Source organism: Kurthia zopfii, from assembly GCF_003143955.1.
Lineage (GTDB): Bacteria > Bacillota > Bacilli > Bacillales_A > Planococcaceae > Kurthia > Kurthia zopfii.
Genome location: NZ_QFVS01000003.1, coordinates 20,537 through 41,590 on the forward strand (window position 1 = coordinate 20,537; position 21,054 = coordinate 41,590).

The following is a 21,054-nucleotide window of genomic DNA, read 5'->3' on the forward strand; positions in this document are numbered from 1 at the left end:
ATGGCTGTACAAATATTATTAAACTTCTTCCTCGCGTTTATTTGGATGTTTTTATCCATCAACTTTACGGGCCAAGGATTTGCGATTGGCTACTTACTTGGTTTAGTGATGTTATATATTATGCGAAATATGTTCGAGTCTAAATTTTATCTTCACCGTGTTTGGGCGGTTATCAAATTAACCTTCCTTTTCCTAAAAGAACTTTGGTTAGCAAATATTGCGGTTGTCAAAATCGCACTTGCGCCAAAAAACACTATGGAACCAGCATTTTTCGAATACCCAACTGTTTTAGAGAAAGATTGGGAGATTACTTTACTCTCAAGTTTAATTACATTAACACCCGGTACAATCGTCGTTCACGTATCAGATGATTCTAAAAAGCTATACATTCATGCGATTGATATTGATGATGTTGATGAAACGATTGATTCCATCAAACAATCATTTGAAAAAGCTATTATGGAGGTGAGTCGATCATGATGAACAATTTCATTCTTTTCCTAATCATTTTGATTGCGCTTGCACTCGTCGCTTTAATCTACCGACTTATTAAAGGTCCTACTGTTCCAGACCGCGTCATCGCACTCGATTCAATCGGTGTTTCGATCATCGCGCTCGTCGGGCTGTTCTCAATCTATGTGAAGACAAGTTTTTATATGGAAGTCGCGTTATTATTAGCGATTCTGTCATTCATTGGGACGATCGCCTTTTCTAAATTTATAGAGAAGGGAGAGATCATTGACCGTGGAGATTCTGATTAATGTGTTAATTGCCGTTTGCTTAGCTTTAGGGACGTTTTTCATCATTGTCACTGCAATCGGTCTAATACGGTTCCCGGACGCGTATACGAGAGCGCACGCAGCTTCTAAGAGTGCTACACTCGGCGTGATGTTCATCCTGATCGGTGTGTTCATTCATTTCTGGTATATCGAAGGAAATTATAACCCTAGAATTCTTTTAGGGATTCTCTTCTTATTCATTACAGGTCCAATCGGAGGGCATATCATGGCTAGAGCTGCGTACTTCTCTGGTGTGAAACCTTGGTCAGGAACTGTAAAAGATGATTTAAAACCCGAATACGAACGTAAGAAAAAAGAATTTGAAGAACAACAAAAATAATCTATGACACTTCCGTTTTCTATTGCGGGAGTGTCTTTTTGCATAAGAAAAGGACTGGCTCAATGTCCAGTCCCTTTAAATTAATCTTCTAAATTAGATGCTTTTCGCTCAATATATGTTGCTAAAGAACGCACCATTACACCCGTTCCGCCTTTTGGTCCTAAATCATGTGCTGACATCGCATCTGAAGTGCCTGCAATATCTAAATGAATCCAAGGTGTGTCGCCAACGAATTCACCAACAAATCCGCCGCCGAAAATCATATGGCCGTCGCCACCTGGTGAGTTGTTCAGATCTGCTACATCCGATTTACGAATACGTTTTTTATCATTTTTAGTCAATGGCATTAACCAAGTGAATTCGCCTGTTTCTTCCGTTGCTTTGTGGAATTCATTGTAGAAATCTACATCATTCGTCAATGCGCCAGTTTTGTCGAAACCAAGTGCCGTAATCACGCCGCCTGTTAGTGTTGCAAGGTCAATAATTGAAGTTGCTCCTTGTTGTTTCGCATAGGATACTGCGTCCGCTAATACTAAACGACCTTCAGCATCCGTATTTAAAATTTCTACTGTTTTGCCGCTATACGTTGTGATGACATCATCTGGTTTGAATGCGTCACCTGAAATCATATTGTCAGTAGAGCCGATCACAGCCATAACGTTTTGATCTGGGCGTAATTCACCGATGATTTGCATCGCGCCTAAAACTGCTGCTGCACCACCCATATCGCCTTTCATACCAACGATGCCTGTTTTCGTTTTGATTGAATAACCACCCGTATCGAATGTTACCCCTTTCCCAACGAATGCTACGACATCTTCCCAGTTTTCTTTTGGATTGTATTTCATTGTAATTAAGCGTGGTTCTTCTTTCGAGCCTTTATTTACCGCTAGAATTGCACCCATGCCTAGTTCTTCGAGTTGAGATTTACCTAGAATTTCAATTTCAAAACCATATTGATCCGCTAACTTCTGCGCATATTCACCAATTGCAGTAGCTGTTAACACATTGCCTGGCTCATTGATTAAGTTTCTTGCTGCATTTACAGCATTCGCATAAATTTCGCCCACTTCAAGTGCAGCGATCATTTCTGCTTCTTCAACTTCAGAAATGAACGTTAGTTTTTCAAGTGATACATCTGGTAAATTATTTGTTGTTTTATAATTCGCTACTTGGAAAGTCCCCATGCCCATTCCTTCAGTAGCAATGATTGCTGCATCTGTCGCTTGAATATCTTCCGTCGCAAATGAATCAAGCCAGATTGTTGCGGATTGCACACGATCTTTCGCAAGTTGTTTTCCAACTAAACCGAATGTTTCACGCAATTCATCTGGTGATAATTCTTTACGATTTCCAAGGCCTACATACAGAATTCTTTTGACTGAAGTGGATGTAGTCGGAACTTTTGTTAAGCCTTTTAATTTCACTTGGATATCTTCGTCTTTCATCCATTGATTCACTTGATCTCCGTATACAGCCGTAAAATTAGACCAATCTGTTACGTTCTCTTGATGTTGTGAAACACCTACGATTAGTAACTCTGTTGAAACGGATTGTAAGTTCTCTTCTTTAATAAAATGCATTTTTTCTCCCCCAATGTTGTTAAATGAATTCTTGCCCATACTGTGATATATTGGCACAAAGACTAATGAATCAAGGAGTTGACAACCAGTTGGCGATTTTTCAAAATACCCCACTTATGTTGGCAATATTCGCAATATTTTTTGCGCAGCTAATTAAAATCCCCATACATTTAATCATCGAAAGGAAATTTAAGCCTGAGCTTTTTCTTTCGACTGGTGGGATGCCGAGTTCTCACTCTGCAGCGGTCACAGCCTTGACGACTGCCATCGCATTTGAATCTGGTTTAAGTTCGCCGTTATTTGCGGTTTCTGCCGTTTTCGCAATGATTGTCATGTTTGATTCAACTGGTATTCGTTACCAAGCAGGACAGCATGCTTTAATTATCAACGAATTGCGCCGAGATTTCCAATATTTCATTCGAGAAGCGAAAGATTGGCCCGAAAAAGATAGCCAAGAAAAAGTAAAAGAACTCAAAACATTACTTGGTCATAAGAAAAGTGAGATGTTTTGTGGAGCAGTTTTAGGTATTTTAATCAGTATAATCGCTTATCAATTCTAATAAAAAAAGCCGTCCGAATCAGTGATTCGAACGGTTTTTTCGTTATTAAAACATTTGGTAGCCATTTCTACGCAAACCTTTAATAACTACCCCTGAGATAATCGCACCTACAAGACCGCTCGTTAAAATAATTAAATCCGCCGTTTGTAAGTTAATTAATCTTTCCCCTAATTGTGAAAATGAGTTCGATGGATCAAAAATATAATCCATGAATTTAATCTTGTCGATAATCAATATGACGATGATTGGATAAATAATCGCCATAAACCACGTCACTCGGAGCAGCATATTTAGTAAAAACCCTATTCCGAAAAACATGACGATAAATATTAATACGGATAATACAAGTTGAATAATACTAATATCTCCACCCATAGATTGCTACCTCCAATATGTATTGACATTAGTTTACATCATTGGAAGTAACCTTTCAATTGAATGGCTTATTTTAGAAAAATAATTTATACGCCGTATAGCCGAAAATATTGTCAGCATCTAATTCTTCAAGTCTTGCAGGCTTTGCTTCAATTGGTATGTCGAGTAATTCCATAATCATAATAGAAGTTCTGTCATCATGACGAAGTAATTCTGGTGACATCCATCTTGCTTCGTATAACTCATCTAATTGAGGCACAATTGTTTGTTCTTGCGAATTGGCTGTCATTAAAAATACGGCTAAATTATCACTTATATCGTATTTAATGACCCCTGTGCGAAAACCGAGAAACCCTTGTAATGAAGGCTTCACATTTGTTTCTTCAGCTAATTCTCTAAAACAAGCTTGATCGACAGTTTCACCAGGTTGGACAAATCCAGCAGGCAATGACCATTTGCCATCTAATCCGCCATATCGCTTCATTACAACTAACCATTCACCATTTTCATTTACGACAAGGCCCGCAACCCCTAGCCATACGCGCGTTCTTTCTTCACTTTTCAAACCAATCGCCTCCTCTACTTCAAATATACCCGAATAAAAAAGGAATGTCGTGATTCACACAACATTCCTTCAGAAAATTATTTTACGGTAATGACTTTTTTTGTTCTTACAGTTTTATCACTATTCAACTGCTTCGTATACATTGTTAATGTATAGTCACCTTTTACTTTAGGTGCTTTAAATGTAGCTTGTTTTGTTTTTGAGAAATCGCTCACAGTCGTTTCCTTTGTAGTAGATTTCACTTTATACGTAAATTTATAACGTAAGTATTCACCTTTAGCACTACCACTCATGACGACTTTTTCGTTAGGTTTATATACTTTTTTCGGAACGCTTACTTTTAATGATTGAGGTGTTGCTTTTTGGAAAATTACAAAACGCTTCATATCATAATGCGTAGCATCTGTTTCATCTCGTTCATGAGTTCGAATATAGTAAATTCCTGGTCGATTTTGTTTGAATTCAAATCTAGCGCGTTCTTTCTTATTAGTAGGATCTACTACAGGTAAATAATACGGGTACATCGATGAGTAGCTATGATCTCCTGGACCACTTAAACTATTTTGACTTTGATATCTATGGGCCGTGGTAACGATCGTTGAAATACCAGTAGGGAAATATTCACCTAGAGAACTATGTAATTTATGTTTGACTCTTGTTCCCATCGCTCCTCCAGTAATCATTGATGATAAAGTAATCCCTTCTTTTGGAATGCCTTTAACTGCTTTAATCTCGAATGTATAACTTTCAATCGGCATTCTCGCAACTACATAATTATCACGAATTTTAGCGTCATATTCAAAGTTTACTTTTTGAATGACTTTGCCTTTTGAGTTTTTGACAGTGACAAGAAATACTGGTTTAAAAGATTCATCTGCTTCGAATCCTTTTGGCAATTTTAAAAATGAAGTCATACGTCCGAAGATTTTCGCATGCTTTACTTCCGTGCGATACGTTACGACCGTTCCTTTTTTAAATGTTTGATCGTCATATTTTACATAAGGCAGATTTTGAATTTTACCTGCTGCCGATACTGAATAGTTCGAATCGGGCTTTTCTTGTCCAATGACTGGTGCAGCGAAAATGGATAGACCCATTATTGCTGATGCAGTCCAAAGCATCTGTTTTTTCATTTGATCTCCTCCAATAAAAAGCGGGCTATTTTTTCTAGAAAAATTCCACTTAATGAAGATTATAACAAAAAACAAAGCTCATTATAATACTTTTCACCCATTTAGATAGAAGTAGAACTAGTTGTATATAACGAAAAAACCTCCCCAATCGACATTGAGGAGGTTCGAATTCATAAAGTTATTAACAACTTTCAGGTGTACCAGCTTTTTTAGCTGTTCTGAATGAAGTACCGCAACCACATGATGCAATCGCATTCGGGTTTTCGATTGTAAAACCGCCGCCCATTAATGATTGTTTGTAGTCAATGACAGTGCCTTGAAGGATTGGTGCATCTTCTTTAGAAACGATAATGTTTAAGCCAAATTCTTGGAACTCAAAATCATTTTCTGACTTCTCTTGATCGAAGCCCATACCATATGTTAATCCGCTACAACCGCCACCTTTTACAGAAACGCGTAGGAATGATCCTTCTTCACCATTGTTCTTCATCATTTCATTAATATGGAAAATTGCAGATTCAGTAATATCAACTATTTGTGTCATCCGCTTCACCTTCTTTCTTTGCTTTATCATATCAATTATTAGGGTAAGAATACAACAACAACGACTTTATTCAACTCTCGCTATTTTTCGACAAAACATGATATAATAGTCATAGATTAAGAATGAGAAATGAGGACTGTTAATATGGAAATAACTCCTTATTATGACAAACAAATTACCTGCATTCATTGTAAAAGCAATTTCAATACGACTAAAATTAGAAAGAGCACTGTGAAAATAGTCACAAGTGATACTGACTTCAAATCAAATTATTATAGCGTCAATCCAACCTTATATAATGTATTTGTTTGTGAGCATTGCGGCCTAGCTTTTACAGAGGATTTCTCTAATTACTTCCCTCCAGGTACACAGGAATCATTGCAAAGAAGAATTTGTGATCACTGGACAAAACATTCATTTAACGGCGAGCGCAGTTTAAATCAAGCAATTCAAGCCTATCAACTTGCGATTATTTGTGGCGAAATCAAAAAAGAAAAGCATGTCGTTCTTGCTGGTTTAGCATTACGAACTGCTTGGCTATACCGTGAACAAGAAAAATTTGATTGGGAGATGCGTTTTTTAGAAAGCGCACGTGATGAATATATCGAATGTTACTTGCATGGCGACTATCGAGGTACGCCTATGACTGAAATACGTGTTTTATATTTAATCGGGGAATTATCAAGAAGAATTAATGATGAGGAAACTGCCATAAAACATTTCTCAAAAGTAATTGAAAAACAAAGAACAACAAATGAAACACGTATTATTCAAATGACAAAAGATATTTGGCAAGAAATGCGTGGCTCTAACAACAAAGAAATTAGTTAATAAAAGGCTCTGTGTTAACAATTTTGGTATATGAAATTAATTTTCCATTGCTTTAAAGTCACAACCTATTTAATAGAACCAAATAAAAAAGTCTAATCCGCAAACGATGCAGATTAGACTTTTTCGCTTATTGAGATCGCTAGAATTTAACGATTAGAATACTTGTTCAACTTCAATTACGCCTGGTACTTCTTCAAGTAACGCACGTTCAATACCTGCTTTTAGCGTGATTGTAGAACTTGGGCAACTACCGCATGCGCCTAGTAAACGTAATTTTACGATACCGTCCTCCACATCTACTAATTCACAGTCACCGCCGTCACGTAAAAGGAACGGACGTAATTTATCTAAAACTTCTTGTACTTGTTCTGTCATTTATATCGACTCCTTTCCCTAAAATCATTATAATGTTTATAGACACAAAAATCTATTAAAGAAATCGCGAGGGGAAGAAAAATGTCAGAAAAAATTCCTACCATTGAAATCTTGGGAGCTAGCGTGCAATGTGCTAGTTGTGTAAATGCGCCAACTTCAATCGATACATATGAATGGTTGGAGGCAGCAATCGGCCGTAAATATCCAAAGCATCCTTTCACTATCACTTACATCGATATTGAAGCACCAATTGAGAATGAACGCCATGCACAATGGGCAGAAAAAATTAACAATGATGAATTATTCTATCCTTTAGTTTTAATTGATGATGAAGTAATCGGCGATGGTTATATTCAATTAAAACCTGTCTTCAACGCATTAGAAAAAATCGGCTTTACAGCTGAATAAATTAAAAAAGAGAGGCCACTATGATTTTTACTTCATAGTGGCCTCATTTTATTTAACCGTTTTGGTTTTTATACATCCAAAGTAAACCGGATTTCATTAATCGAGCAATTCGACCTGTGACAGTACGATCTGCTAAGTATACGAATCCTTGTTTTTTACCTAATGCACCCATGAAGCCTTTTAATTTAATATCAGGCATTTTTTCTGGAAGTGCTTCTTTCGCCCATACTTTTTTCAGTACAGTGACGATTTGTTCACCTTGTTCTTCAGCTAACTGTGCAGATGGGCCAAATTGAGATGCGGCACAATCCCCTACAATATAAACTGAATCATCCGTTGGCACTTGGTGATATTGATTTACTAATACTCGTCCATGATGCATTTCAAGCTCTAAATCACGTACGACTTTTACAGGTTGAATCCCTGCTGTCCAAACAACTAAATCTACATCAATTTTATCTTCATGATTGTATAAAGCTTTTGGCGCGACTTCCGTAATATTTGAGTTTGCGATGACATCTACGTCATGTTTATCGAACCACTTTTTCACATATTTAGAAAGACGTTCAGGGAATGTTTTCAAAATACGAGGACCGCGGTCAAATAATTTAATTTTTAAATCTGCGCGACTTTCACGTAATTCTGAAGCTAATTCGATTCCTGATAATCCCGCTCCGACAACACTTACTGTTGCGCCAGCTGGTAATGCAGAAATTGCGTCATATGCTTTTCTTGATTTAGCCATTGTTTGAATGCTCAAAGAATTTTCTTCTGCACCCGGGACGTTGTGATAATTATCTTCACAACCTAGACCAATCACTAATTCATCATAAGCGATTTCTTTGCCATCTTCTAAAACTACTGTTTTGTTATTGCGGTCAATATTTGTTACTTCACCATATACAATTGAAAGTCGATCATTTTCCGGGAATGTAACACGCATATGTGTTTCAGGAGTAGTTCCTGCTGCTAATGCATAAAACTCGGTTTTTAAACTATGATATGGCGCTCGATCTACTAAAGTGATTTGCACATCTTGTGGTAAATTGTTTGGTAATAAGCGTAATAAAATACGCATATTTCCGTATCCTCCACCCAATAAGACTAGATTTCTCATGAAAACTCTCCTTTTTGATCTTCATATTTAACAAATTCGTAACATTTTCATTATCCATAAATGAGTATAAACGATTGTGATAAGTTTCACAATATCTTTGTGATAAATTTCACAAATAAAATCTGATTGACGAAAACGTGCAAAAATAGTACTATCCTCTTTAGAGGTGACGCGTCATGAATCCATTAGTTGAATTTTGCGTTAGTAACCTGGCGAATGGTGCTCAAGATGCTTTTGAAGCACTAGAAAACGATCCAAATATTGATGTCCTTGAGTATGGTTGCTTAAGCTACTGTACCCGTTGCTCTGACACTTTATATGCCCTTGTTAATGGGGAAATGGTAGAAGCCGAAACGCCAGAAGAACTGACAAAGAAAATTTATCAATTTATCGAAGACAATCCATTATTTTAAATACAAAAACCATGCATTTTTCCATATGCATGGTTTTATTTTTTTGTTCTATTATAGTGCTTCTTCACACAATTCACATTTTTAACTTTCAGAAATTACCTCTAAGCTAAATGAAATAACGTGGATGAATTTGATATTTCACCAAAAGATTACGCATTTGAGATTACGAGTAACTCACATTTTTCGGTAGAGTCATTTCGCCAATAATGTCCTTTTGATGCATCATAAAATAAAGTTTGCCCTTCTTTCAAATAATGGACTTCTCCTTCTAATGTAATAATTACTTCACCTTTTAATACATAAATAAACTCATGCCCAAGATGTTGAATTTCATTGCCACGATCTTCATGCGGCTTCAAAGTAATATGTAGCGGTTTAAAGTTTGCGCCCATTACCCCATCAGACAAATCTTTATAAATAAATGGAAATTCATCTTCAGCATGATCAGCATCTTCTTGGAAAAATGCACTTGGGTGAATTGCTAGCGCATCAGCGATCTTACGCAATGTTTCCAATGTCGTGCTACATTTATCCAGCTCGACTTGAGATAGAAAACTGATCGAAACGCCTGTCTTTTCTGCCAATTCCTTCAAAGTCATTTTTAATTCTTTTCTTTTCATTCGTATTTGCGGTCCTATAGCCATTTCTGGTGTCACCTCATTATTTATTTTCATCTTTTATCATAATTTAATTGACATCGTTTTACCAACTAATTTACACTGAAATTGAAGTAACACTTCAAAACTAGTAATTAGGGGTGACACAAATGGATAAAAAACAAGAAAGAAAAATCTGGATGGCAAGTTTAGTAGGTAGCTCGATTGAATGGTTTGATTACTTCCTCTACGCCACTGTCGCTGGATTAGTCTTTAACCAAGTATTCTTTGTTTCAGAAGATCCAACTGTTGGTTTATTACTATCTTATGCTTCACTTGCTTTAGCATTCTTCATTCGTCCTTTTGGTGGAATTATATTTAGTCATATCGGGGATAAGATCGGACGTAAGAAAACGCTAATCATGACATTAACGCTAATGGGGGCGGCTACATTTTTAATGGGTGTACTACCTACATATCAAGCAATCGGCGTAGCAGCACCAATTCTACTTGTAACACTTCGCTTAATCCAAGGCTTAGGTATTGGTGGCGAATGGGGCGGCGCATTGCTTCTTGCATTTGAATATGCTCCACCTGAAAAAAGAGGTCTATACGGTTCAATCCCACAAATGGGTGTAACAATCGGTATGTTCTTAGGTACTGGTGCATTAACTTTAATCACATCATTAATCTCAATGGAAGCTTTCGTGGCATGGGGATGGCGCGTTCCATTTATTCTTAGTGCTTTACTAGTCGTATTCGGTTTTTGGATTCGTAAAGGCATCGATGAAACACCTGATTTCCAAGAACTTAAAGATTCTGGTGACGTTGTAAAAGTGCCACTATTCGAAACGTTAAAAACGCATTGGCGTGAAGTTTTGATTTCAATTGGCGCAAAAGTTGTTGAAACTGCTCCATTCTATATTTTCGGAACATTCGTAATTTCTTACGCAACGAATCAATTAAGCTTCACATATGTTCAAGCTTTAATCGCTGTCATGATCTCAACAATCGTAACGACGATTCTAATCCCGATCATGGGTAGCCTTTCTGATAAAATCGGTCGTAAAAAAATGTATGTTTACGGGACAATCGCTATGATGCTTTACGCATTCCCTTACTTCTTACTTTTACACCAAGATACTTTTGCTACACTATTAATTTCAACTGTCATTGGACTTGGCGTTATTTGGGCTCCAATTACTGCCGTTCTTGGGACAATGTTCTCTGAAATTTTTGATGCACGCGTTCGCTACACAGGCGTAACACTGGGTTATCAAATCGGTGCGGCATTAGCAGGTGGTACTGCACCACTTGTTGCAACCGCTTTATTATTGAAATTTAATGATTCATGGATTCCAATTGCAATATACATTGTTTTAACAGCTGTAATTTCTCTGTTATCTGTATGGGCAATTCGAGATAAATCGAAGGATGTACAAACTATTCAAACGAAGGAGATTTAATAAAAATGTTATTATTTGATGCAGCACTAATCGAACAACATTATAAAATGGCGGATGCGATCAAGGATGTCAAGAAAACACTTGTAGCAAAAGCTAACGGGAAAATCCAAAGTCCAGAACGTACTGTATTAGATGTTGAAGAACGTTCTGCATCTTCTCTATACATGCCTTGTGCCAATATGGAATCAGAAATAGCTTCGATAAAAATCGTTTCTATTTTCCCTGATAATCCTCAAATCGGCTTGCCGACAACACAAGGAATCATCTTATTGACTAGCTTCAGTGATGGACAGCATTTAGCAGCATTGAATGCTTCTTATTTAACAAGACTGCGCACTGGCGCTATTTCAGCAGTTGCGACTGAACGCTATGCATTGCCGAACGCTTCAACATTAGCTGTCATCGGCACTGGCGCTATGGCTTTTGAACAAGTACTAGGCGTTGCCGAAGTTAGAGATTTAACGGATATTTATTTATACAATCGTTCGATCGAAAAAACAGCAAACTTCAAAGAAAAGCTTGAGCAAGAAGGCATCACTGCGACAATTCATATTTGTGAAAGCGCAGATGAAGCAACTTCACAATCATTGATCATCAACTGTGCTACACGTTCTCAAACAGCTGTTATTCGTAAAGAAGCTATTCAAAAAGGCGCTCATATCAATGGTGTAGGCTCATACTTACCAGAGATGCGTGAAATCGATATCGACCTTATTACGAAAGAACATCAAGTAATTGTCGATGATTTCTCTGGCGTTCAACATGAAGCTGGCGAATTTATGGCTGCTGTTGCAGAAGGTAAATGGAGCTGGGACGATGTTTATGCCACTTTGGAAGATACGGTTGTTAATCCTTTCTTAACACGTCAAAGTGATATTACATTATTCAAATGTGTTGGAGCCGCTTACTATGACCTAGCAGTCGCAGAAGGCGTCTACAATAAATTGAAATCAAAAGCACAAAACATTTCACTAACATAAGAAACAAAAAATCACTAGCTGCCTTTGAACAAGGTAGCTAGTGATTTTTATTTATAATTCCAACATTGATTGAATTGTATAGGTTGGGCGTTGATCTTTTTGAAGAACTTCTTCAGTTGGTGTGACACCTGTATTCACGTGACAAGTATCTATGTCAAAATGAATTCCGGCTAGTATGTCCGTATCGTAATTATCACCAATCATCAGTAAGTCCGATTTTTGCAGATTGAATTTTTCTTGGATTGTGCGCAACATATGCGGCTCTGGCTTCCCAATAAACAATGGCTCTACAGAAGATACTTCAGCTAGTAACTTCACTAGACTGCCATTCCCCGGTACAAAACCACGCTCTTTTGGAATTTTCAAATCACTATTTGTCGCAATTAATTTCGCGCCATTTTGCAATTGATAGCCTGCTTGTTCCAATTTGTCATACGTTACCGCAAAATCAATACCTTGTACAACGAAATCAGCATCATCTTCTACGATCTCAATGCCTACAGATTGAAGTGCTTCACGTAAACCATCTTCACCGATCACATACACTTTACTCGCCGGATAGTTGTCCGCGATATAATGTGCCGTCGCAAGTGCAGATGACATAATATGATCCAATTCTAGTTCAATTCCCATTTTTGAAAGCTTATCGTAAATCTGCTGCTGTGTCATCTTTGCATTGTTCGTTACGAAGAATGGTTTAATGCCCTCTGCACGCAGTTTAGCGATTGCTTCCCGTGCTTCTGGGATGATAGTATTCCCACGGTAAACTGTGCCGTCTAGATCGAAACAGTACGCTTTATAACGCTTCATATTATTCACCTTCAGGGATAAATGCTGTTACGACAATTCCTGCTTCTTTTTCAACAAACGCTTCTACAGTCGGTTTAAATTGTTTTAAAGTTGGAAGGATATTATTCATCGTATGAATAAGTGCATCAATATCAACTTCTAAAATATCTCTTACTAATACACGACGGTGAGAGATTAACTCTTTCAAAGGTGCATCCATCTCTGGAGTAATCGCTTTTTCGTCTACTAAAATGTCGATAATATCTTCATAGCTTCCTGGATCGCGCATAATAAATCCGTCAATTAACGTGTTCCCCACATCAATTACCGCTTCAATTAAAACATTCGCAATACGAGCTACTGCTAATTCATGTATTGTGTCTTGCTTCCAATTAGTTTGAGCTTCATAAGTTTCTAATAGAGAATCCATAAAAACTAAATTTTTTGTGATTTTTTTGCCGTCGATGAAATACAATGTACTTCCTCCATTCAAAGAAATAAGTTTGTTGAATCTTCTCTTATATAGTACCATATCTTTATGTACGGAAGGGGTAATGTTAATGGAACGTTTTTTCTTATATGATGACCAAGAAGACACAAATACTCGATTTGTGAGCTTCATGGGTGAAAATCAGCGCTACGATTTAGCGATTATGCAAAGTGCGCGTTTTTACGGTAAAATCATCGTCATGGATATGCAATATAGTCGCTTTGCTATTATTGGCTCAGATGACTTAGATGAACCAGGTTACTTAGAACATGTTTTTAATCGCCCAGCTGATGAAGCGCAGGAATTACGCGAGTATTTACATGAGTTAGTAAACTAATTCGAATAAAAAAATGCCTACTAAGTAAAGTGTACTTAGTAGGCTTATTTTTATGCTTCTGAAGGTTCTTCGGTTGTTGGCTCAGAAGTAACGACTTCTTCTTCCACAACTTCTGTCACTTGCTCTTCAGCTGGCTTCACTTCTTTTTGTTCATCGCCTCTTTTTAAAATAAAGTAGGCTGCACCGAAATTACAATATTCATAAAGATAGTCTTCTAACGTACCAATCTTCGTATCGAATGTTGCTTTCGTATTTTGATCATCATAAAAACCTTTTAATCTAAGTTGACCATAACCCCAATCACCAACAATATAGTCATACTTCGTTAATATATCGCTGAATCGATTGTTAAAATCCTCAACTTTAAATGCTTCTCTATAATCTTCAATAATGTGATATTCATAAGAGCCTGCAATAATCATATAATCGTCCTCCGATTGTGGAAGATTTTCCGGCTTACTGATTAAGCATTTGGCGTTGTTTTGTCGCTGCACTAACTTGTTCATCAGCATGATAACTACTACGCACTAATGGGCCTGCTTCACAGTGGCTGAAACCTTTGCTCATTGCGATCTTACGTAGTTTGCCGAATTCCAATGGTGAGTAATACTTCTTAACAGCTAAATGCTTTTTCGTAGGTTGTAAATATTGACCGATTGTCATAATATCTACTCCATTTGCACGTAAATCATCCATTACTTCATAGATTTCTTCTTCCGTCTCTCCCAATCCTATCATAAGTGACGACTTAGTAGGAATATCTGGCTGCATTTCTTTTGAACGACGTAAGAATTCTAATGAACGGTCGTATGTTGCACGAGCGCGTACACGTTTTGTAAGGCTACGTACAGTCTCAATATTATGGTTCAAAATATCAGGTTTTGCATCCATTAAAATGCGTAAGTTTTCTTCAACTCCACCCATATCTGAAGGTAATACCTCAACTGAAGTTTGTGGACTTTTACGACGAATCGCACGAACTGTCTCTGCAAGTACGCTTGATCCACCATCTTTTAAGTCATCACGCGCAACTACTGTAATAACAACATGTTTTAAATTCATTAACTGTACTGAATCTGCTACGCGTTCCGGTTCTGCTAAATCAAGTTCATTTGGAAGACCAGTTTTTACTGCACAGAAGCGACAAGCTCTCGTACAAACATCTCCTAAAATCATAAATGTTGCAGTACGGCGCTCGCCCCAACATTCATGAATATTCGGACATCTCGCTTCCTCACATACTGTATGTAAATTTTTCTCGCGCATTAATTTTTTTAATCCACGGTACTCGTCGTTCGTATTTAACTTTATTTTTAGCCAATCCGGCTTGCGAATATGTTCTTGTTTCGTATTAGTTGGTTTACATGATGACACAAATATCCAGCTCCCGTCACAATTTTATGTAGTCTCTTTCTTGTGTCAATGTACCATAAACCCCAGTTTGTGACAACCACATTTCACTTAATTTACGTCCTGTTTTTTCAAAGTAATACAGGTAGATTGTTTTAATGAAAAAGAATACCGTCCCACTCTAATTGATCGTCGAGTTGAACGGCATTGTTTCATATTAATTAATTTTTTTACTCTGTTATAACATAATCAAGTTCTACTTTAATGATTTCTACATTTTCCAATGCTAGATTCAATTCGTATGTAGCTTTCAAAATTTGATCATCTTCTTCAAAAATACGTAAACTAGGTAAACTTGGATTTTCAGAGTTTTGTTTTGCGACTACGCCCCTTCTGCCATCGGACAGTAAAACAATCGTTCCGTTCGTATAAGTTGCAATCGTTTTTTGAAACGCCTCTACTACTTTTTTGTCATACAGTGTACCGCTGCCTTCAAGGATTATATTCATTCCTTGTGAAGGCAGCATCTTCCCTCTGTATATACGGTTGGATGTTACTGCATCAAAAACATCTGCTACTGCGATGATTTTGGCATATGGGTGAATTTCATAATCAACTAAACCTCTAGGATAACCACTACCGTCCAAGCGTTCATGATGTTGGAATGCACAATGGGCTGATAATAGAGAAATCGTATGTAAATTTCGCAATAAATCAAAACCATACTTTGCATGTAATTTCATTTCATCGAATTCTTCGCTTGTAAGTTTTCCTGGTTTATTTAGAATTTCAAAAGGTACGAGCATTTTGCCAACATCATGTAACATAGCTCCGATTCCAATTTGACGAATTTCCTCAGCATTGTAGCCGAGTTTACGCGCGATTGAAATAGAATAAATCGTTACTTGTAGTGAATGTTGGTAAATATACTCATCGTAAATAAAAGCATCACTTAATACCGTTACAATCTCTTTACTTCCAAGTATGAAATTCATCAAATCATCAATGATTGATACGAACTGTTTGGATTTTTCATCTAAACAATATGTAGCGCCTGGCTTACCATTTGGTTGCTTGATTTCTTTAAATGAATTTTCTATTTTTTTTATGGCATGATGTCTTACTTGTGGTGGTATTGTCTCAACGAGTTCAATACCTTGAGAAATTCGATCTTCAATATAGACATAATGTATATTAAGCATTTGCAGACGATTAATGATTCGTTCTGAAACTTTCACACCATCTTGTAGTAAAGGTGTTCCAGAGTCATTCCAAATCGTTCTGCCAATTATCATGCCTTCTCTGAGCGATTTCGTTGAAATTAGCCTCATCCTAAATCCCCATTTTCTGTTTATTCTATTAATGATTATATACTATAAACGCAGAAAAAAATAACAAATTTATAGTTATTTTCCGAAATATTTATACCCATAAATCGCTAAAATATCTCTTAGAAAATGCGGTAATAAATACTTTTTCTTCATGTCTTTTAATTCTGGGAAAAACCATCCAAATGTAAACATATCAAAGGTAACTACTTGTATAGAATCAGTTAGTTCTTTTTTGATTCCTTTAACAAAAAGTTGACCATCAACCAATTGACAATCATATTGCAAGATTTTACCAAGCACACGCCCTCTGAATCCTAAACCCTTCACTTCAATATCCGGCCATTCAGAATGTGTTTGAATTTCTTGTAAACATTGAATCAATTGCTCACTTGTCATCTCGATTAGACAAGCATTAATTGGATGGGGCAACATTTGATGGAGATCATATGCTGTTACAGAGCCTTTTTCTAAAGGAGTCATAAAAACACCCGCATTGAAAAAAGCACAGTCTGCTTGTGCGTAATCTAATAAAGCTTTTGAAAACAACCGCGCCAAATGACTATCGTGCTTCCATTCCTTATTATAATAGCGGCCAGCTTTGAACACTTCGACATCAAGATGTTCCTTCCCCCAAAGTTGAAGTGCTTCAACTTCTCTCGTTTCACCCTCTATATGTGGGAGTTGATCTAATTTGATCAGCTCAGTATCTATTTTTTTATTCGCAGAACTTAAACTTTCAACTTCAATTGTAGAATGCCCGATATATGTACCGAACTTCCCGCCTCCCGTTAAAAGTGCTTGTTCAACTCTTTTGCCATTTTCGAATACATGATGTGTATGTGCGCCAATAATTAGGTCTACCGAATCAATTGTATTCGCTAATTGTTCATCAGCCGTAATACCTAAATGTGACAGACACACTAAAATATCGGTCTTTTTTTCTATTTCTTTAGCAATTTTTTGCATATTTTCAATAGGCTCTATTATTTTCCACCCAAGCGGTTCGTAATATTCATAAAATGGCGCTGTTGCACCGAGAACCCCTATTTTTAGGCCATTTTCAGTTGTGTATATTTTATATGGGTTTGCCCAATATGGTTGTGACCCATCACTATTTTTTAGGTTAGATAAAATGACATCGAAATTCACATCTTTATACAATGCTTCAAGTGCCTCTTTGGAAAGTGTAATTCCTTCATTATTACCAATCGTTACCGCGTCATACCCTGCAGCTTCTAATAAATGCATATTCTCGCGACCTAGAGAAGCTTCTGTATACAAATCAGCACGGTCGATAAAATCACCTAAATCGAAAATGAAGCATGCTTCTCCTCGATCCAAGTGTTCTTGTTTTCTTTGTTGTAAAAAAGTTCTCGCACGAGGCCAACTTTTTAAATGACTATGCACATCATTCGTATGATAAATATGAATTTTTTCCATTTGCCTCACTCCTTCTGATCCAAAGCAATTCAAAAAATCAATCTTCATCAAATAAATCTAATTGCTTTGGTGCCAAGCCTTCATACTCTAATTCTAACATCTCCATCATCTCTTTCGCATTCGGAAAGGCATCATGTTCTGAATTATTATTAAAAACGACGTATAGTTCTGAAACCTGCTTATTTAAAGTCTGAATTGCATCGGCTAACTCCTGCAATTCTTCTTGATTATAATGATATAAAAAACGGACTTTTCTCCATTGATCTGCATTGCCTGGATTGCGCCAGCCATGAATATTTCGTCCATGAAATCGCATGAAACCAATCCGATTTGTTGCTTGTGGAAGCAATGGAATACAGCCTTCCCCTACTTGTGGTTCATCACAAACCGAATGTGTAAAATCCAAATCTCTTAACAATGAAAGTGTACCTTCTACGAATCGCTCGTCATACCAAGTGCGATTTCGAAATTCAATCGCAATAGGATAGTTCGGGAGCTGTTCCTTCACATAGCGTAAATATTGTACATTTTTAACTTGGCAATCAAACCATGGTGGAAACTGTACGAGAACGAGCGCTAATCGATCTGCTTGGAGAAGTACATCTGCTGCTACTCTAAAAGCTTCAAACATCTCGCCCTTTGTCTCATACGGTAAGTTGTCCCTCATATGCCCTGTCATGCCCTGATAAGCTTTAAAAACGAATTTAAAGGTATCTGGAGTGTCTTCAATCCAACGTTTAATAGATTTCACAGCTGGAATCGCATAAAACGATGAGTCGACTTCTACAAGTGGAAAATGACCGCTATAATCAAATAATTTATCCGAGGATTTCGTCGTTTTGCTATATGCTGCAGGATGATCGCCCCAACCCGTCAAACCAATTCGTATCATAGTCATTCTCCTTCCTTAATTCCTTCTTTAATAATAAGCTAAATCCAATAAAAAAAACATCCACTAAAATGCAAGTGGATGATCAAATAGTATTTGGTCTTTCATAATTGACTTTGTTCGAAATGCTATAATATAGCCATCTAAATCACGAATGGCGAATTCCTTCGCTCTCGTGCCATCGTCATATGTATCACGGGGGTTAAATGCAAACAAAGCTCCATTCTCTCTAAAATTCAAATACAGTGTATATAAATCTTCCACCGTATCAACAACTCCATAAACCTCTGGCATTAGTTTTTTAGGATGAATTTTCGTAAGGTCCTCGGCTTGTTTTAAGCTTAATGAAAATCCGAAATCTTCATCGACTATCTTTAAATTTTGCTCTTTTATTCCAAAAATCGTAGAGTAATAGTCCATTGAAAGTTCTAAGTCAGAAACTAGTAGTTCCTTTTCAGATTGGTGAGTTTGAAACATTTAATACAATCCTTCCTCCCATAATTAACATATTTGTATCTATTCTATCAGAATTGAATGAAATTTTAATTTTTTTCACTTTTATTTCACATTTCTTACACAGAATAGATGAGACAATATTAATTTCCCTGTTCCAATAAATATAAACCTACTTTTAAGAAATTATTTTATATTTATTAAATGTTTTACACCATTTGGATCTTCAAAGAACAATACATTCAATTTGAATACTTTATGGATAAATTCAGGCGTCATGACTTCAAATGGCTCGCCTTGCGCAATAATCCTTCCACCATCCATTACAATAATCTCATCACTATATTGTAAAGCTTGATTCAGATCATGTAACACCATGACAATCGTTTGATTTTGCGTTTTATTTTTTTCTTCAACTCTTGCTAATAAATCTAATTGATGGTGAAGGTCAAGATACGTAGTCGGCTCATCTAATAATAGATAATCACTTTGCTGTGCAAACGCCAGCGCCAACCAAGCTCTCTGTCTTTGACCACCAGATAATTGATAAACGAATCGTTCTTCTTCTGCAGTTAGCGAAGCCGCTTCAATCGCTTCATCAATAATTTGTTCATCAACTTCTTCATTTTGGCCAAATTTATTCCGATACGGATAACGACCGATTTTCACAAGTTGTCGCACAGTATAATGTTCAGGTGCTTCATTTTGCTGATGAACAACGGCGATTTTCTTCGCTCGCTCTTTTGCTGAAATTTGATGAATATTCACATCATCTAGTAACACTTCTCCGCTATGCGCTTTTAAATGACCCGCGATCAAACCAAGTAGTGTCGACTTCCCACTACCATTCGGTCCAATAATCGTTGTGATTTTACTATCTTTTATCGTCAATTGATTCAACTCAATAAATGGTTTCTTTTTATCATATGAAAAAGTTAGATTTTTAATGTCCATAAATTTTACCAAACTTTCTAATTAGAATAATTAAGAATGGCCCACCAATTAACGACATAATGATGGAAGCAGTAATTTCAAATGGTGGCACAATCATTCGTCCGATTGTGTCGGCTGCTAATAACATTGTCGCACCTAATAATACGGTGAATGGTAAGAGTACTTTATAATTTGAGCCAACAAGCATTCTTGCAATATGGGGTACTAATAATCCGATGAATGCGATTGAACCAACAATTGCTGTAGATACACTCGCTAAATAAACGGAAATAATAATGACCACCCAACGCGCTTTTCCAACTGGGAATCCAACACTACGAATCGTTTTCTCGCTCAAACCAAGCATATTGCAGACTGGCCCTAATATTAACGCGGCGATAATCCCGAATATGCTGAAGCCCATTAACAGATTGGCATCTTCCCAAGTTTTCATACTTAAGCCTGTGCTTTCAGTAAAATGAATAGCTGTTACGCCTGATACTTTAATAATGGCTGTAAATACAGCATTCAAAGCAATCCCGACTAGTAAGACAAAAACGGGTGACATATCGTATTTCTTCGTAACCGCATATAAAATAACAAATGCGATGACACCACCTGCAAATGCAAAAATTGGTGAATAGAAAAATAAATGTGGTAGGAAGTTAATAACAACTACATTCCCTAACATCGCTGCTGAAGTAATCCCGATAATTCCTGGATCAGCAAGTGGATTTTTAATCGCAGCTTGTAGTAAAGCACCCGCAAGCGCAAGAGATGCACCCGCAAAAATTGCGATTAATACACGCGGAAATCTTAAATCGAATACTACCGCAGTTGCACCCGAGCGATCCCCGAATACCCCTTTAATAATTTCGCCAAAGTTTAATTGTAAACTTCCGAGTACGACTGATTCATAAAGTACTACGAGAAATACAACGACCATGACACTATAGGCAATCAAAATTTTCTTCATT

The 21,054-nt window shown here is 36.9% G+C and carries 28 protein-coding genes; 10 read left to right on the forward strand and 18 right to left on the reverse strand.

The features are described 5' to 3' along the window. From DF281_RS01790 to mnhG, 3 genes are read left to right on the forward strand one after another with little or no spacing between them, the layout of a single operon-like run. On the forward strand, nt 1-480 hold the full coding sequence (locus DF281_RS01790; protein ID WP_109348525.1) for a Na+/H+ antiporter subunit E: 480 nt from the start codon (nt 1-3) through the stop codon (nt 478-480). Then, nucleotides 480-761, forward strand: coding sequence for a Na(+)/H(+) antiporter subunit F1 (locus tag DF281_RS01795; protein WP_109348624.1), 282 nt, complete (start codon nt 480-482; stop codon nt 759-761). The genes DF281_RS01790 and DF281_RS01795 overlap by 1 nt, the downstream gene beginning before the upstream one ends. Continuing rightward, nucleotides 745-1,119 (forward strand): monovalent cation/H(+) antiporter subunit G, encoded by a 375-nt coding sequence (mnhG, locus tag DF281_RS01800; protein ID WP_109348526.1) that lies wholly within the window; start codon nt 745-747, stop codon nt 1,117-1,119. Before DF281_RS01795 ends, mnhG begins: the two co-directional genes overlap by 17 nt. Nucleotides 1,120-1,199: 80 nt before the next feature. Here mnhG and DF281_RS01805 read toward each other — a convergent pair whose 3' ends face one another. Further along, on the reverse strand, nt 1,200-2,702 hold the full coding sequence (locus tag DF281_RS01805) for a leucyl aminopeptidase (RefSeq protein WP_109348527.1): 1,503 nt from the start codon (nt 2,700-2,702) through the stop codon (nt 1,200-1,202). A 65-nt stretch (nt 2,703-2,767) separates the two neighbouring features. On the opposite strand from DF281_RS01805, the gene DF281_RS01810 reads away from it, so the two are divergent. Continuing rightward, on the forward strand, nt 2,768-3,262 hold the full coding sequence (locus tag DF281_RS01810; protein ID WP_109348528.1) for a divergent PAP2 family protein: 495 nt from the start codon (nt 2,768-2,770) through the stop codon (nt 3,260-3,262). 45 nt (nt 3,263-3,307) lie between these two features. Here DF281_RS01810 and DF281_RS01815 read toward each other — a convergent pair whose 3' ends face one another. From DF281_RS01815 to DF281_RS01830, 4 genes are all read right to left on the reverse strand, one after another. Further along, complete coding sequence (locus DF281_RS01815) at nt 3,308-3,637, reverse strand: YuiB family protein (protein WP_109348529.1); 330 nt, start codon at nt 3,635-3,637, stop codon at nt 3,308-3,310. A gap of 73 nt (nt 3,638-3,710) precedes the next feature. Next, nucleotides 3,711-4,202 (reverse strand): NUDIX domain-containing protein, encoded by a 492-nt coding sequence (locus tag DF281_RS01820; protein ID WP_109348530.1) that lies wholly within the window; start codon nt 4,200-4,202, stop codon nt 3,711-3,713. Nucleotides 4,203-4,279: 77 nt separating this feature from the next. Next, the gene (locus DF281_RS01825) at nt 4,280-5,335 is read right to left on the reverse strand and encodes a hypothetical protein (RefSeq protein ID WP_109348531.1); all 1,056 of its coding nucleotides are present in this window, start codon (nt 5,333-5,335) and stop codon (nt 4,280-4,282) included. Nucleotides 5,336-5,516: 181 nt separating this feature from the next. Then, on the reverse strand, nt 5,517-5,879 hold the full coding sequence (locus tag DF281_RS01830; RefSeq protein WP_109348532.1) for a HesB/IscA family protein: 363 nt from the start codon (nt 5,877-5,879) through the stop codon (nt 5,517-5,519). A gap of 144 nt (nt 5,880-6,023) precedes the next feature. On the opposite strand from DF281_RS01830, the gene DF281_RS01835 reads away from it, so the two are divergent. Beyond that, the gene (locus DF281_RS01835) at nt 6,024-6,710 is read left to right on the forward strand and encodes a DUF2225 domain-containing protein (RefSeq protein ID WP_109348533.1); all 687 of its coding nucleotides are present in this window, start codon (nt 6,024-6,026) and stop codon (nt 6,708-6,710) included. Between the two features lie 153 nt (nt 6,711-6,863). On the opposite strand, the gene DF281_RS01840 is transcribed toward DF281_RS01835, so the two are convergent. Beyond that, nucleotides 6,864-7,085 carry a NifU family protein gene (locus DF281_RS01840; protein ID WP_109348534.1) on the reverse strand — a complete coding sequence of 74 codons (222 nt, stop codon included), beginning with the start codon at nt 7,083-7,085 and terminating at the stop codon, nt 6,864-6,866. Nucleotides 7,086-7,166: 81 nt separating this feature from the next. Here DF281_RS01840 and DF281_RS01845 point away from each other — a divergent pair, with 81 nt between their 5' ends. After that, nucleotides 7,167-7,493, forward strand: a complete 327-nt coding sequence (locus DF281_RS01845) for a YuzD family protein (protein ID WP_109348535.1) — start codon at nt 7,167-7,169, stop codon at nt 7,491-7,493. A gap of 52 nt (nt 7,494-7,545) precedes the next feature. Here the strand turns inward: DF281_RS01845 and DF281_RS01850 are convergent, their stop codons facing one another. Next, nucleotides 7,546-8,610, reverse strand: a complete 1,065-nt coding sequence (locus DF281_RS01850) for an NAD(P)/FAD-dependent oxidoreductase (protein WP_109348536.1) — start codon at nt 8,608-8,610, stop codon at nt 7,546-7,548. A gap of 176 nt (nt 8,611-8,786) precedes the next feature. On the opposite strand from DF281_RS01850, the gene DF281_RS01855 reads away from it, so the two are divergent. Then, nucleotides 8,787-9,023, forward strand: coding sequence for a YuzB family protein (locus DF281_RS01855; RefSeq protein ID WP_109348537.1), 237 nt, complete (start codon nt 8,787-8,789; stop codon nt 9,021-9,023). Nucleotides 9,024-9,172: 149 nt separating this feature from the next. Here DF281_RS01855 and DF281_RS01860 read toward each other — a convergent pair whose 3' ends face one another. Continuing rightward, nucleotides 9,173-9,667, reverse strand: a complete 495-nt coding sequence (locus DF281_RS01860) for a helix-turn-helix domain-containing protein (RefSeq protein WP_109348538.1) — start codon at nt 9,665-9,667, stop codon at nt 9,173-9,175. A 122-nt stretch (nt 9,668-9,789) separates the two neighbouring features. Between DF281_RS01860 and DF281_RS01865 the strand changes: the two genes are divergently transcribed. Both DF281_RS01865 and DF281_RS01870 read left to right on the forward strand, forming a co-directional pair. Continuing rightward, nucleotides 9,790-11,085 carry an MFS transporter gene (locus tag DF281_RS01865; RefSeq protein ID WP_109348539.1) on the forward strand — a complete coding sequence of 432 codons (1,296 nt, stop codon included), beginning with the start codon at nt 9,790-9,792 and terminating at the stop codon, nt 11,083-11,085. Nucleotides 11,086-11,090: 5 nt separating this feature from the next. After that, nucleotides 11,091-12,065, forward strand: coding sequence for an ornithine cyclodeaminase family protein (locus DF281_RS01870; RefSeq protein ID WP_109348540.1), 975 nt, complete (start codon nt 11,091-11,093; stop codon nt 12,063-12,065). 51 nt (nt 12,066-12,116) lie between these two features. Here the strand turns inward: DF281_RS01870 and DF281_RS01875 are convergent, their stop codons facing one another. Both DF281_RS01875 and DF281_RS01880 read right to left on the reverse strand, forming a co-directional pair. Then, nucleotides 12,117-12,875: a TIGR01457 family HAD-type hydrolase gene (locus DF281_RS01875; protein WP_109348541.1), complete on the reverse strand. Its 759-nt coding sequence runs from the start codon at nt 12,873-12,875 to the stop codon at nt 12,117-12,119. 1 nt (nt 12,876) lies between these two features. Continuing rightward, the gene (locus tag DF281_RS01880; protein WP_109348542.1) at nt 12,877-13,329 is read right to left on the reverse strand and encodes a DUF86 domain-containing protein; all 453 of its coding nucleotides are present in this window, start codon (nt 13,327-13,329) and stop codon (nt 12,877-12,879) included. 85 nt (nt 13,330-13,414) lie between these two features. Between DF281_RS01880 and DF281_RS01885 the strand changes: the two genes are divergently transcribed. Beyond that, a complete protein-coding gene (locus DF281_RS01885; protein ID WP_109348543.1) occupies nt 13,415-13,681 on the forward strand; it encodes a DUF3055 domain-containing protein in 267 nt (88 codons plus the stop codon). A gap of 50 nt (nt 13,682-13,731) precedes the next feature. Here DF281_RS01885 and DF281_RS01890 read toward each other — a convergent pair whose 3' ends face one another. The 8 genes from DF281_RS01890 to DF281_RS01925 all read right to left on the reverse strand — a co-directional run bounded on the left by DF281_RS01890 (nt 13,732) and on the right by DF281_RS01925 (nt 21,053). Continuing rightward, a complete protein-coding gene (locus DF281_RS01890) occupies nt 13,732-14,103 on the reverse strand; it encodes a YutD family protein (protein WP_109348544.1) in 372 nt (123 codons plus the stop codon). 34 nt (nt 14,104-14,137) lie between these two features. After that, nucleotides 14,138-15,055, reverse strand: a complete 918-nt coding sequence (gene lipA, locus DF281_RS01895; protein WP_109348545.1) for a lipoyl synthase — start codon at nt 15,053-15,055, stop codon at nt 14,138-14,140. Nucleotides 15,056-15,261: 206 nt separating this feature from the next. Beyond that, on the reverse strand, nt 15,262-16,362 hold the full coding sequence (locus DF281_RS01900; RefSeq protein WP_109348546.1) for an HD-GYP domain-containing protein: 1,101 nt from the start codon (nt 16,360-16,362) through the stop codon (nt 15,262-15,264). 75 nt (nt 16,363-16,437) lie between these two features. Beyond that, entirely contained in the window at nt 16,438-17,802 is a 1,365-nt protein-coding gene (locus DF281_RS01905) for a bifunctional metallophosphatase/5'-nucleotidase (protein ID WP_109348547.1), read from the reverse strand. 37 nt (nt 17,803-17,839) lie between these two features. Beyond that, entirely contained in the window at nt 17,840-18,694 is an 855-nt protein-coding gene (locus tag DF281_RS01910) for a DUF72 domain-containing protein (protein WP_109348548.1), read from the reverse strand. A gap of 63 nt (nt 18,695-18,757) precedes the next feature. Beyond that, on the reverse strand, nt 18,758-19,168 hold the full coding sequence (locus DF281_RS01915) for a VOC family protein (protein ID WP_109348549.1): 411 nt from the start codon (nt 19,166-19,168) through the stop codon (nt 18,758-18,760). Between the two features lie 162 nt (nt 19,169-19,330). Then, nucleotides 19,331-20,098: an ABC transporter ATP-binding protein gene (locus tag DF281_RS01920; protein WP_133538357.1), complete on the reverse strand. Its 768-nt coding sequence runs from the start codon at nt 20,096-20,098 to the stop codon at nt 19,331-19,333. Beyond that, nucleotides 20,088-21,053 (reverse strand): FecCD family ABC transporter permease, encoded by a 966-nt coding sequence (locus DF281_RS01925; RefSeq protein ID WP_109348551.1) that lies wholly within the window; start codon nt 21,051-21,053, stop codon nt 20,088-20,090. Before DF281_RS01925 ends, DF281_RS01920 begins: the two co-directional genes overlap by 11 nt. Nucleotide 21,054: the final 1 nt, after the last annotated feature.

Excerpts from the sequence above, each read along its gene's own strand:
- DF281_RS01790 (WP_109348525.1), top strand. The coding sequence starts at position 1 with ATGGCTGTACAAATATTATTAAACTTCTTCCTCGCGTTTATTTGGATG.
- DF281_RS01795 (WP_109348624.1), top strand. The coding sequence starts at position 480 with ATGAACAATTTCATTCTTTTCCTAATCATTTTGATTGCGCTTGCACTC.
- DF281_RS01805 (WP_109348527.1), bottom strand. The coding sequence starts at position 2,702 with ATGCATTTTATTAAAGAAGAGAACTTACAATCCGTTTCAACAGAGTTA.
- DF281_RS01810 (WP_109348528.1), top strand. The coding sequence starts at position 2,768 with ATGAATCAAGGAGTTGACAACCAGTTGGCGATTTTTCAAAATACCCCA.
- DF281_RS01815 (WP_109348529.1), bottom strand. The coding sequence starts at position 3,637 with ATGGGTGGAGATATTAGTATTATTCAACTTGTATTATCCGTATTAATA.
- DF281_RS01825 (WP_109348531.1), bottom strand. The coding sequence starts at position 5,335 with ATGAAAAAACAGATGCTTTGGACTGCATCAGCAATAATGGGTCTATCC.
- DF281_RS01830 (WP_109348532.1), bottom strand. The coding sequence starts at position 5,879 with ATGACACAAATAGTTGATATTACTGAATCTGCAATTTTCCATATTAAT.
- DF281_RS01835 (WP_109348533.1), top strand. The coding sequence starts at position 6,024 with ATGGAAATAACTCCTTATTATGACAAACAAATTACCTGCATTCATTGT.
- DF281_RS01840 (WP_109348534.1), bottom strand. The coding sequence starts at position 7,085 with ATGACAGAACAAGTACAAGAAGTTTTAGATAAATTACGTCCGTTCCTT.
- DF281_RS01845 (WP_109348535.1), top strand. The coding sequence starts at position 7,167 with ATGTCAGAAAAAATTCCTACCATTGAAATCTTGGGAGCTAGCGTGCAA.
- DF281_RS01850 (WP_109348536.1), bottom strand. The coding sequence starts at position 8,610 with ATGAGAAATCTAGTCTTATTGGGTGGAGGATACGGAAATATGCGTATT.
- DF281_RS01855 (WP_109348537.1), top strand. The coding sequence starts at position 8,787 with ATGAATCCATTAGTTGAATTTTGCGTTAGTAACCTGGCGAATGGTGCT.
- DF281_RS01860 (WP_109348538.1), bottom strand. The coding sequence starts at position 9,667 with ATGGCTATAGGACCGCAAATACGAATGAAAAGAAAAGAATTAAAAATG.
- DF281_RS01865 (WP_109348539.1), top strand. The coding sequence starts at position 9,790 with ATGGATAAAAAACAAGAAAGAAAAATCTGGATGGCAAGTTTAGTAGGT.
- DF281_RS01870 (WP_109348540.1), top strand. The coding sequence starts at position 11,091 with ATGTTATTATTTGATGCAGCACTAATCGAACAACATTATAAAATGGCG.
- DF281_RS01875 (WP_109348541.1), bottom strand. The coding sequence starts at position 12,875 with ATGAAGCGTTATAAAGCGTACTGTTTCGATCTAGACGGCACAGTTTAC.
- DF281_RS01885 (WP_109348543.1), top strand. The coding sequence starts at position 13,415 with ATGGAACGTTTTTTCTTATATGATGACCAAGAAGACACAAATACTCGA.
- DF281_RS01890 (WP_109348544.1), bottom strand. The coding sequence starts at position 14,103 with ATGATTATTGCAGGCTCTTATGAATATCACATTATTGAAGATTATAGA.
- DF281_RS01900 (WP_109348546.1), bottom strand. The coding sequence starts at position 16,362 with ATGAGGCTAATTTCAACGAAATCGCTCAGAGAAGGCATGATAATTGGC.
- DF281_RS01905 (WP_109348547.1), bottom strand. The coding sequence starts at position 17,802 with ATGGAAAAAATTCATATTTATCATACGAATGATGTGCATAGTCATTTA.
- DF281_RS01910 (WP_109348548.1), bottom strand. The coding sequence starts at position 18,694 with ATGATACGAATTGGTTTGACGGGTTGGGGCGATCATCCTGCAGCATAT.
- DF281_RS01915 (WP_109348549.1), bottom strand. The coding sequence starts at position 19,168 with ATGTTTCAAACTCACCAATCTGAAAAGGAACTACTAGTTTCTGACTTA.
- DF281_RS01920 (WP_133538357.1), bottom strand. The coding sequence starts at position 20,098 with ATGGACATTAAAAATCTAACTTTTTCATATGATAAAAAGAAACCATTT.
- DF281_RS01925 (WP_109348551.1), bottom strand. The coding sequence starts at position 21,053 with ATGAAGAAAATTTTGATTGCCTATAGTGTCATGGTCGTTGTATTTCTC.